The 12,695-nt window shown below is 37.2% G+C and carries 3 protein-coding genes and 4 tRNA genes; 3 read left to right on the forward strand and 4 right to left on the reverse strand.

Going from position 1 to position 12,695, the window contains the following annotated elements; all coding sequences use genetic code 11:
* Positions 1 to 92: 92 nt before the first annotated feature.
* The 4 genes from GY065_RS07140 to GY065_RS07155 form a co-directional block, all read right to left on the reverse strand.
* Positions 93 to 177, reverse strand: a tRNA-Leu gene (locus GY065_RS07140).
* Between the two features lie 290 nt (positions 178 to 467).
* A tRNA-Val gene (locus GY065_RS07145) sits at positions 468 to 543 on the reverse strand.
* A 28-nt stretch (positions 544 to 571) separates the two neighbouring features.
* Positions 572 to 648: transfer RNA gene (locus GY065_RS07150), tRNA-Asp, on the reverse strand.
* Between the two features lie 32 nt (positions 649 to 680).
* A tRNA-Val gene (locus GY065_RS07155) sits at positions 681 to 756 on the reverse strand.
* 854 nt (positions 757 to 1,610) lie between these two features.
* Here GY065_RS07155 and GY065_RS07160 point away from each other — a divergent pair.
* The 3 genes from GY065_RS07160 to GY065_RS07170 all read left to right on the forward strand — a co-directional run bounded on the left by GY065_RS07160 (position 1,611) and on the right by GY065_RS07170 (position 12,667).
* Positions 1,611 to 4,973 (forward strand): PilC/PilY family type IV pilus protein, encoded by a 3,363-nt coding sequence (locus GY065_RS07160; RefSeq protein ID WP_174833608.1) that lies wholly within the window; start codon positions 1,611 to 1,613, stop codon positions 4,971 to 4,973.
* Positions 4,974 to 5,446: 473 nt separating this feature from the next.
* Complete coding sequence (locus GY065_RS07165) at positions 5,447 to 8,827, forward strand: PilC/PilY family type IV pilus protein (RefSeq protein WP_174833609.1); 3,381 nt, start codon at positions 5,447 to 5,449, stop codon at positions 8,825 to 8,827.
* A gap of 483 nt (positions 8,828 to 9,310) precedes the next feature.
* Positions 9,311 to 12,667, forward strand: a complete 3,357-nt coding sequence (locus tag GY065_RS07170; RefSeq protein ID WP_174833610.1) for a PilC/PilY family type IV pilus protein — start codon at positions 9,311 to 9,313, stop codon at positions 12,665 to 12,667.
* Positions 12,668 to 12,695: the final 28 nt, after the last annotated feature.

Below are 12,695 nucleotides of genomic sequence, written 5' to 3' on the forward strand. Positions count from 1 at the left end.
AAAAATTTCTAAGTAGTTTTAGTTAGTGTTCAGACAGACTGAGTAGAAATAAAAAAAGATATCTTAGCTTATAAGATATCTTTAAAATTCGATGGTGCGGATAAAGAGACTCGAACTCTTACGCCTTTCAGCGCCAGAACCTAAATCTGGTGCGTCTACCAATTTCGCCATATCCGCAATCAATCAGTAAAAGATTGAGCGATGAATTATAGGTTAGTTTGCAAATTGTGCCAAGTGAAATATCTTAAGCATATACAGACAGATGCAAATAAGCTGTGAGTGAACATAAATGCCGGGAAGTTTCTTAGTGCCCAATATAAAATAATAACAGCCCGAATATCACAAACTGATTATCTGCTATGAATGTCACCAGCACAGATAGTTTGATTGCATATAAAAAACAGCAAACAAATAGCTCACTAACAATCAAGAATTTAATTAAATCAGAAATCAGGAGAAAAACATATTGGTGGGTGATGACGGAGTCGAACCGCCGACATTCTGCTTGTAAGGCAGACGCTCTACCAACTGAGCTAATCACCCCTAAGAGAGAAAACAGCAAATATGAAAGTGGCGCGGCGGACGGGGCTCGAACCCGCGACCCCCGGCGTGACAGGCCGGTACTCTAACCAACTGAGCTACCACCGCGCAAGTTTTATGCAACGCATAAAACAGAAAACTGGTGGGTGATGACGGAGTCGAACCGCCGACATTCTGCTTGTAAGGCAGACGCTCTACCAACTGAGCTAATCACCCTGTGCTGTTGAGGCGCGTATTTAATCACAGAGTAAGAAACACAGCAAGCCCTTTTTATCGCGATGTTGCATATTTTTTTTAGTTTACTGTTTTTTCAATTTAAATTTTATGTTATTTAAAATTTATCTTTTAATTAAGCTTTAGGGTATGATTTAGATACCCTCTTCTCATATGGATCTTTAAAGTAACTGGCTTAGTTCGAAGTTTATCTGTTTTCTGAAACTGAAGCTGATAGCATATTAAATGTGTCTGCAAAACATGTATTACTTTTGTTATATCAACCCAAGTTTATATTTATATCTTATATACCTAGCTTTAAATTCAATAATATATATATATATAAAATTATCATTATCAAACGATATTTATCATAAATTTTAGCAATTAAATTGCTCAAAATATTCAATAACAAATTATTTAATTTTAAATAATTTTTTTAAATAGCTACCAGAATAAATAAAATAAAATATTTTCAATTTAATAAAGACAAATTTCCAATTAATTTAAGCAATTATTTATAAATTTACGCTTATTTATTAGCATTATCTAAGCAAAGTTAATTTATCTTCTTCTACAATCAACTGATAGTTAAACCCCTTTTTATTTAAATTTTTAGCATAAAATTGCTTAATAACACATTGAAATATTAATATATATTTAGTTAAACCTTAACCCAGCCTGCAGCCATATTTGAATCATATCTGCCAGAGCATTTAAACATAAATCCTGATTAGAAACTTTATCTTTTCCTGACTTATAGCAACTCATCAGATTTCCTTATAGTTCACTAATCTACCGAATCGTACAGAGGTTTTACAGATAGTTGGGAAAGCAATAACCAAACAAGGAAATTCATGAATAAACAAAAAAATAAACTTCGCCAAATTTCAGTAATCAAATACACCCTATCCGGCCAGATAGTGACTTCTGTATTTCTGGGTATTTTTAATTTTACTACAATCCCATCAGCTTTGGCTGCGGCAAATATTTTTGCCGATATCCCCTTACATCTGCAAAGTAAATCTATTACCACTTCATCTTACAGCGTTAAACCCAATATAACGCTTTACATCGATGATTCCGGCAGCATGTCTATGAACATCGTACCCATTACCTATAAATGCCGGGTCAGCAGATGGATTCCTAATCCTAATGGTAAAGGTGGCAGCTGGCCGCCATATGGTGGTTATGAATACGGATTTAATGAAAAACCTAAAAACACTTCGGAAGTTAGATATAGCTGTAACACATACCGGCGCATTGATGCTGTAAAAGAAGTTCTGACAGATATCATTAAAACCTACCATAATGATATGTACTTTGCCTTTCGCCCGATGTGCGGAACCGGCGATCAGAAAAAATTTAATAAATTTTATGATACTTCTGATCAGGATAATTACGAAAGTATGCTTGATAATATTAATCGCCTGGAAACGCCATGTGATACCCCTACCACCCGTCAGTTCCCGGTTATTGCCCGCAATTTAGTAATCAACAAACTCAAATATCGTTGTCAAAAATCATATATTATTTTACTCAGTGATGGTGAGGCCGATAATACATATTCAGTTTCGGATAAAAATTACAATAACACCAATGATTCACGTTACGATGCCTACTTCGATCGTGATTTTCAAAGTAATAACGAACGATTAGATTTTTTTGCCCGTAATCATAATGTTAATAAGCCATTACGTCTGAAATTCTATACAGACAGGCTCAATAATTATAATTTTGGTGATTATATTTATACCAAAGACTATTACAACGCTACCGGTAAATCCATTAGTGCATCACCAGACAGAAGAAAAACTGATGATGCAGGCCAGCCATGGAATGAGATCGATCCACACACAGGCAAACGATTCATTCAGACAGCGCAAACATTTACTATTGGTGTAGGATTGGGTCAGCGCAATACCAATGAAGCAAAAATAGCTATTCCCTATTTAGAAAATGCTGCGACGCCAGGCGGAGAATACAATGAAAAAACCAATCCTGACGGACGCTTTTTCAATGCCAATTCCCGCGATGAAATTATCAGAGCCTTTGACAAGGTTTTTAAAACCATCAAAGGTGAGATTACCTCATCAACCATGCAAACAACCAATACAGCTCCTACCATAGCTATTTCAAATACTGATCTGGGTAACCTCTCTATTACGGCAAAAATTGAAACAGGTTCATGGAGCAGCCAAATTTGCATTAATGACATAGAAAAGCAAAGCAATAATTCCTGTCCGATGCAACCTTCTTATGATAACCGGCAGTTATTACTCAATGACGGTAAAAATACATATCTATATAGTGATAGCCTCAATAGCTTTAGCAATAATACGTTTAAACTTAGCAGTAATGATAAGAATCGTGATGAATGGCGTGACGGGCTGCTCGCCTGGTTAAATCGCTCATTAACTGACGCCACTCAGCAAAAAAATAATTTCACTCTGAATTATCGAAAACGCCGTCCGCTTAAAGACTTCGGAAACACTCGCGACATTGGGGATATTATTGATAATTCAATCATTACAGCCGGCAAAACTGAAAATAACCGTCAGAAATATCTGATTACTTCAGCTAATGACGGTATGGTTTATGTTTTTCGCTCAAGAAATAATTCCAGCTATCCTTATGATTTAAAATTCAATTACATGCCAATAAATATAGAAAGACAAAGCAATGACGGTTCGGACTTAGTATCACATTACTACAAAAATTTAGCCAGTAAAGATTATGCTTCCAATGATACTAATCATCACCTTTATCTGCTTAACGGAGGGATGGTAGTTCAGCAAACGGACGGAGATAATAATCGTCCTCAGCAAATATTTATGGTCTCTACTTTAGGCCAGGCCGGACGCGGAGCCTTTGCTATTAATATCGGCGGCCACGATATCCTTACCGACCAACCCCTGGCTGCTGAGAATATGAACGCATCTGACTGGTATAAAAGCGTATTCCTGTTTCAAACTCCCGGCGGAAAAAATAATCAGTTCGGATACACAGTAGGGACACCTGCCATAGCCCGCATTCGGGTTAATTCAAATCCGGATGCCTCGGAAACTTCACTAACGGATCATATCCGTCAGGCTGCATTTATTAGTAATGGTTATAATTATTCTCCATCGCTGGCTCAGGATATTGCAGCAAAACCCTCACCTGAATCTGCATTGTATATTTATGACATTCTTGGTATAGATGTTGGTACCCAGGCATACACCCGTACCGGTACACAAAAAGGTGAACTGATTGCCAAACTAGTCGCACCTGGCGGCTCAGGGGGACTTTCAAGCCCAACTGCGATTGACATTAATGGGAATGGCATTGCCAGCATTATTTATGCCGGTGATTATAGTGGTAATTTATATCGCTTCGACTTACGTGCCCCCAATCCGTCTGACTGGAAAGTCTATAAAATATTTACAGCCAATGGCCCGATTACAGCCGCACCGAATGTATTTCTGGCAAAAACGAGTACCAAATCCTCTAGTGGTAATAAAACACCCAGACTAACTGCAATAGTTACATTTGGAACAGGTAGCGATATTTATCAGAATGATTTAAACAATAAAGACCAGCAAACTGTATATGGAATATATGACGATTTGAGCCGGGAAAATGTTGAAGAGATCAGCAAAAGCAGACTTCTAGAGCAAACGCTTACCAAGAATGGAAATTATCGCCAGCTCAGTAACTATCCATTTTATCCTTCAGTACATCAAGGCTGGTATTTTAATTTGGAAAGTAATTCCGGAGAGCGCGTAGTAAGCAAACCTGTGATTGTATCATATGCTGGTGCAGTACTTTCGCGTATCTATAATGTAAACAAAGAAGAAAAACTGCCTGATCCGTGCAAGCCAACCACAATAACTCAGCGCAACTCGGTTATTACCGGCAAAATTCAGTTTAATGTTAAAACCGGTGGTGCATTACTTAAAACTGATCCAAACTTTGTGTTTGACGATAAAGCACCGGTTGGTAGCATAGTGAATAGTGAAGGACCATTTGGTTTTACCGTGGTGGGTAACAATATATATGATATTGGCGGCTCTCTTACACAAAAACCATTGCGTGAACAAGCACAACTGTTTGAAAGCTGTTCTCGCGCTGCTGTGATAGCTGCCACTACTGACGGAGAAAAATTAACCATCAATGTACCACGCTGCCCGATCAGATTTCAGCGACTTTCATGGCGTGAAATCAAACCCAAATATTAATAATTGTAAATATTAAATAAAAATGGCTGAAAATTTCAGCCATTTTTTAAAATATAATATAAATTTTCAGAATTAAAATCTGAAATATTTAATCTAAACATTCAATGAATATTTACAGATGAAAAACTAAATATTTATATAATAATTATAATTTAATAATAAATTCAAATAGAGAGATATTTAAAAAAATGAATTATTTTATATAAACATACATTTAAAATAAAAAATAATAATACAAATAAATATAAATAAATTATATTTATCCGGTTAGTTTTTTTATTTTTAAATATATTATTATTTATATAAAAACATAATACAAAATCTATCTATTTAAAATAATTCAAATTAAAACAATATACATACAGCTATTAATATTCATTTAAGTTATATAAAATAGTATATAATTAGGATAATTTATGTATAGAATTATCCTTATTAAATTTCACAAATCATCAAGCTGGAAACCAATTATTATGACATTATTATATATAAATAATAGAAAAATCCGACTTCGAAAAATATATAAATATTTATTAAGTGCTTTTGCTTTAGCATTAACCACACCGGTATCGGCAGGGGATAATGAGAATAAAGTAAATAAGGTAAATATATTTGCAGATATTCCATTGCATTTGCAAAACTCATCCACAACCAAAACTGCATATAGTGTCAAACCCAACATTGTATTTTTTATTGATTCTTCGGCCAGCATGATTGGAAAACTTAAGGGTTCATACAAATGCCGAACGCGTACATCCATTAAAAAAAATAGTAAAGATAAAACCATTGCATGGTCACCCTGGGGTGAATATAAATACGGGTATGAAAAAAAGACAATTCCACCCAATAATAATGATAATCAATATCAATGCCAGGAAGCCACAAGATTAGACGGCGTAAAAGACGTTTTATTGAGTATTCTGGCTAATTATCGCAATGATATGTATTTTGCCTATCGCCCTTTAATTGGCACTGATGACCGCTATAATGAATTTTTCGAACCTTCTGATCCTGAGCAGTATAAAAAATTAACTAGTCTTATCAAAAATACCGTCGCGGCTGGTGGTACGCCTACAACTGCACAGTATCCAGTCATGGCCAGAAATCTGGTCATGAATAAGCTAAAGTACCGTTGTCAGAAATCTTATATCGTGCTGCTTTCTGATGGTGAAGCTGATGATACTTCTGCTAAATCAGACGTAGTGAAAGACGGCTATTTTGATGAAGGGCGTTCGGATGCTGAAAGATATGATTTCTTTGTTCGGGCTAAATATAAGAACGAAAATAAACCTAAGCGCTTACAATATTATACCAATACGCTTTACACCAAAAATTTTGGTCCGTATATCTATGAAAGTAAATTTTATACATCTGATAGTTTCGCAATTTATTCTTCAGCTAAAAAGCGCTTAACAGATGATGCCGGTCAACCATGGGATACTATAGACGAGCACACCAAACTGCCGTTTGAACAAAAAGCTGAGACCTTTACTATTAGCGTGGGACTGAAAGAGCCGAATGATAAGACAGCAACCGCAGCGGAAAAAATTGCTCGTGAATACCTGGAAAAAGGTGCCATGCCTGCCGATGGTAAACATAACTATAATGCCAATTCTCAGGAAAATATTATTCAGGCATTCAAAGATATTTTCGATAACATTAAAGGTGTTACTGAAACCACTAACACTACCTCAACAGCTACTGCACCAACTGTAGCCATATCCAGCTCAGAACAAGACAACCTGTCCATTACCGCAATCATTGAATCGGGCACATGGGGCAGTAAACTGTGTATCCGCCGAATCACTGATACTAATGACAGCAAATGCGCTCAACCTTCATACGGTAATCGCAAGTTATTATTGAATAATGGCACCGAAACTTATCTGTACTCTGCTAACTTGTCAGATTTGAATAATGATAATTTCAAAATAACCAATAATGGTAAAAATCAGTCTGAATGGGCTAATGGCTTACTGGCCTGGCTGAGCCGTTCGAAACCTGATGAGGATATTAAATCCGACAATTTTGAGCTGATATATCGTCAGCGAACTGATTCACCGCTTGCCGGATTTGGCGGAACCAGAGACATGGGTGATATTATTGATAATCCGATTATTACTGCCGGTAATCTGGATGGCGATTATCAGAAATATATGATTACCTCTGCTAACGATGGCATGGTATATGTTTTCGGCGCTACTAATAACGCCAATTTTTATGATCTGAAATTCAATTTCATGCCGATGAATATTGAGCGGCAAAGTAATGATGGTTCTGACCTGGTATCGCATTATTACAAAGATCTGGTTAATGAAAATTATGGTAAGAGCGATAAGTATCCGCATCGCTTCCTGTTAAACGGCGGTATGGTTGTTCAGCAAACTGAACAAAGTGTTGACCCGGCAACAGGTCAGCTGCGTCCACAACAGACATTCATGGTATCAACTATGGGTCAGGCCGGACGTGGTGCTTTTGCCATTAATATCGGCGGTAACGATCTGATTTCCAAAAATCCCATTGGCGTGGATAATATGGGCAATGCCGACTGGTATAAAAATATATCCTTGTTCCAAACCCCTACCGGTCAAAACAATTACATCGGATTCACTATAGGTACTCCGGCTATTGCCCGGCTAAGAGTAAATGAAGATCCGGATGCATCCCCTACTTCTGTAGCCAATCATATTCGTGAGGCTGCATTCATCAGTAATGGCTATAATTACTCCAGTACACTGGCCAACGATCATGCAAGCCATCCGTCACCGGAGTCTGCACTTTACATATATGATATTCTGGGCGTAGATGTCGGTACCGATGGTTACAAAAAAACCGGCTATAGCAAGGGAGAACTGATTGCCAAGCTTAGTCTGGAGCAGGATCCGGATTCCGATGAACGAACTGGCGGTCTTTCCAGCCCTACAGTGTTGGATATTGACAGAGATGGCGTTGCAGATATAGTTTATGCTGGTGATTATAGCGGCAATTTATATCGCTTTGATCTGAGGTCTCCGGATCCTAAACAATGGACTGTGCACAAAATATTTTCTGCGGGAGTACCTATCACTTCTGCACCAAGCGTCATTATGGTTAATGATGTAGATGCAAAAGGTAATAGCAGCCGCAAAAAAATGACCGCAATTATTACATTTGGGACAGGTAGCGATATATATCAATCAGATTTAAAGGATAAAAACCAACAGGCTGTCTATGGCATATATGATAATCTGAATGACACCTCACCTACTGAAGTTAACAAATCAGCTCTGCTCGAGCAAGAATTAACCGCTTCAGGTGAATATCGTATGCTGACAGATAAAAAATTTGATCCCAAAGTACACCGTGGCTGGTTTTTCAATCTGGAAAACGGCACCGGTGAACGAGTTGTGAGCAAACCAGCTGTTATTTCCTATGCCGGAGCTGTTATTTCCAGAACATACGAAGTCAAAAAAGACAATAAGCTCGAAGATCCGTGTCAGGCAACTGAAAGCAAACAGGAAAGCGATGTTTATAGCGGAAGAATACAATATAACATCAAAACAGGCGGCCGATTAAAAAAGGGAGATCCTAATTTTATTTTTGACTCAAATGCTCCGTTTGGTTCATCTGTGACTATTCGTGGTTTGTATAGTTTTACCATTTCTTCAGCCGCTAATAGTGTAGAAATAGGCGGCAATCTGACTCAGACCCCATTGGAGGAAAAGCAGAGAAATCAGGAACTGGAAGATTGTACTCGGTCACCGATTGTGGGTGTTGATACTAACGGTAATACAATTACCATTAATGCTCCCAGATGTGCAATAAAATTCAAGCGTTTATCATGGAGAGAAATAAAACCCGGCTACAGTGACTAATTTAGCATTAATACAACAAACGGCTATTATTTACTAGCCGTTTTTTTTATAATCATTTAATTATTATAAACCAATAATTTAAATATGAAATCCCTATAAATTTTTCTTTTTAAAACTCATTAAAGTTTATTGTTATAATTTTTATATACATTTTAAATATATTTAGTTTAACTTATTAATCTAAATATATTTTATAGTGAAATTTCCAGAATATCCAAATACCTGTACACAAAGCTATTACCATTATCATAAAGCTTAACATTTTGTAAATAAAATAAATATTTATTATTAGTAAATACATATTTACTTATTTTGCTATCTAAATAATTAATATTACTTATTATATAAATTTGTTAATTTAGTGATAAATTATGATTGAAAGTGTATAATTTCAAGAGAAATGATATAGATATAACACTATAAAGAGAGTGTTTTTACTTTATAAACTGGATATTGTTGTTATACCAATGGGGAGTGGCCAATATGCACCACAAACATGCAAAAAATAAAAAAGACAAATTTACTAAAGGGAGAAAAGCACTGTTTTCAGCAGTTACTGCTGCGCTGAGTGTTCTTCCCGTCTGTCAGGCACAAGCAGCTGATAAATCACTCGCTAATATATTTGCAGATATTCCTCTGCATTTACAAAATTCATCTACAACTAAAACAGCTTATAGTGTAAAACCCAATATCACTCTGTTAATTGATGAATCAGGTAGTATGCATGAAAAACTGCAAACTAAAGAAGTAAAATGCCGGCACCGTAATTCTATAGGTAAAAACAAAAAAGGAAAAACTACATCATGGTCGCCCTGGAGTGAATATGAGTATATATATCCAAATGGAGCACCTGCTAGTAATAATGACACACAATATAGTTGTAAACAATACAGAAAAATTGACGGGGTGAAGGATGTCTTGCTTAAGATCATCGCCCAATATCGTAATAATATGTATTTTGCCTATCGCCCGCTTCTGGGTTTAGACGATCGCTATAATGAATTTATTGACACATCTATTCCTGAGGAATACGACAAACTTATTGACATCATAAAAAATACTACAGCCGGTGGTAGTACACCGACTACGGAACAGATTGCTGTTGTAGCCAGAAATCTGGTGATGAATAAATTAAAATACCGCTGCCAGAAATCCTATATTGTGTTGCTTACAGACGGCGAGGCCAATAATCAATATGCAGAATCAGATGTCAAAGTAGATGGATATTTTGATGGAGAAACAACAGATGAGGAGAGAAAAAAAATTTTACACAGTGATGCACAACGCAAAGTAGATCGTTTGGCATACTATACACAAAAACTTGCCAAAAAGAATTTTGGTCCTTATATCTATACTAATAAACTTTACACTAATGATGGTAATGCTTTTTATAATGTTCCTAAACGCACAACAGATAATGCCGGACAACCCTGGAACTCCTGGGATGAGATAAACAAAAAAACCTTTGAACAATATGCTGAAACATTTACTATCGGGTTTGGATTAGGTCAGAAAAATACCAGTAAAGGCAAAATTGCTATTCCTTACCTGGAAAATGGTGCTACTCCTCCCGGTCAACACCCTGTCGGTAATTCTTTCAATGCTAATACTCAAGAAGAAATCATTAATGCATTTGGTAAAATCTTTGAATCAATTAATGGTTCACAGGATTCTCAAATTACTACAACCACATCGACAGCACCTACCGTAGCCATATCCAGCTCAGAACAGAATCAACTGTCTATCACTGCAACCGTAGAATCCGGAGCATGGAGTAGTAAAATCTGCATCCGCAAAATCACTGATACTAATGACAGTAAATGCGCTCAACCTTCATACAGTAATCGCCAGTTATTATTAAATGACGGAACTACAACTTATCTGTACTCTGCTAACCTGTCAGCCTTTAAGAATGATGACTTTAAGATAGCTAATAATAATGGCAAAAATCAGTCTGAATGGGCTAATGGCTTACTGGCCTGGCTGAGCCGTTCTAAAAACGACGCCTCTATTAAAACTGACAATTTTGTACTCGATTATCGTCAGCGGACTGATTCACCGATTGCCGGATTTGGCGGAACCAGAGACATGGGTGATATTATTGACAATCCGATTATTACTGCCGGTAATCTGGATGGTGGTCTTCAAAAATATATGATTACCTCTGCTAACGACGGCATGGTATATGTTTTCGGTGCTACCAATAACGCCAATTTTTATGATCTGAAATTCAATTTCATGCCGATGAATATTGAGCGGCAAAGTAATGATGGTTCTGACAAGGTACGGCACTATTACAAAGATCTTACTCATAACGAGTACGGTAAGAACAGTGAGCATCCGCATCGCTATCTGTTAAATGGCGGTATGGTTGTTCAGCAAACTGAACAAAGTGTTGACCCGGCAACAGGTCAGCTACGTCCGCAACAGACATTTATGGTATCAAATATGGGTCAGGCCGGACGTGGTGCTTTTGCAATCAATATCGGCGGTAACGATCTGGTTTCCAAACAGCCCGTTGGTGTGGACAATATGGGCAGTGCCGGCTGGCATAAAGATATATCTTTGTTCCAAACCCCTACCGGTAAAAACAATTACTTTGGATTTACCATAGGCACTCCGGCTATTGGCCGGCTAAGAGTAAATGAAGATCCGGATGCATCCCCTACTTCTGTAGCCAATCATATCCGCGAGATTGCATTTATTAATAATGGCTATAATTATTCCGATACACTGGCCAGCGATCATGCAAGCCTGCCCTCTTCAGAATCTGCACTTTATATATATGATATTCTGGGTGTGGATGTCGGTACTGACGGCTACAAAAAAACCGGCTATGACAAAGGGGAACTGATTTCTAAGTTAGCTATTGAACAAGATCCCGATTCTGAAGATGAAGAAGATGAAAAAGCCACTGGCGGTCTGTCCAGCCCGACAGCAGTAGATGTTGACGGAGATGGCGTAGTAGATGTTGTTTATGCTGGTGATTATAGCGGTAATTTATATCGCTTTGATCTGAGGTCTCCCAACCCTGATAAATGGACTGTGCATAAAATCTTTTCTGCCGGAGCACCTATCACCTCTGCTCCTGGTGTTATTCGGGCTAGTAACAACAAGAAAGAAGGAACTGTTATTGTTACCTTTGGTACTGGCAGCGATGTATATCAGTCTGATTTAACCACCAAAAATCAGCAGACTGTGTATGGCATATATGATAATCTGAATGATACGGCTCCCACTGAAGTCAAGAAAACAGCTCTGCTCATGCAGGAATTAACTACTTCAGGTAACTATCGTATGTTGTCGGACAACAAGTTTAATCCCAAGGTGCATCGTGGCTGGTACTTCAATCTGGATAGATCTACTGGTGAACGGGTAGTAAGTAAACCGGTTATAATTTCCTATGCAGGAGCTATTATTTCCAGAGCTTACGATGTTAAAAAAGATAATAAACTGGAAGACCCATGTCAGGAAACTGTCAGCGAACAAAAGAGCGAAGTTTACAGCGGAAAAATACAATATAACATCAAAACAGGTGGCCGATTAAAACAAGGTGATCCTAATTTTGTATTTGATAAAGAAGCTCCGTTTGGTGCAGGTACCATTACTTTAGGAATGTATAGTTTTACCATATCCAATTTTAATAATAATGTCGATATTGGAGGTAATGGGACTCAGTCACCATTGGATCCTGATGGAAAAAATTATGAAGAATGTACCCGCTCTCCTGTTGTGGGTGTTGATACAGAAGGGAATTTAATCAACATTATTGTACCTAAATGTCCAATTAAATTTAAACGCTTATCCTGGAAAGAAGTTAAAAACAGTTATTTCAATTGATTGAACATTCTGACAAAAACGGCTGATC

This window comes from Snodgrassella sp. ESL0323, assembly GCF_013346865.1.
In the GTDB taxonomy this organism is placed as follows: domain Bacteria; phylum Pseudomonadota; class Gammaproteobacteria; order Burkholderiales; family Neisseriaceae; genus Snodgrassella; species Snodgrassella alvi.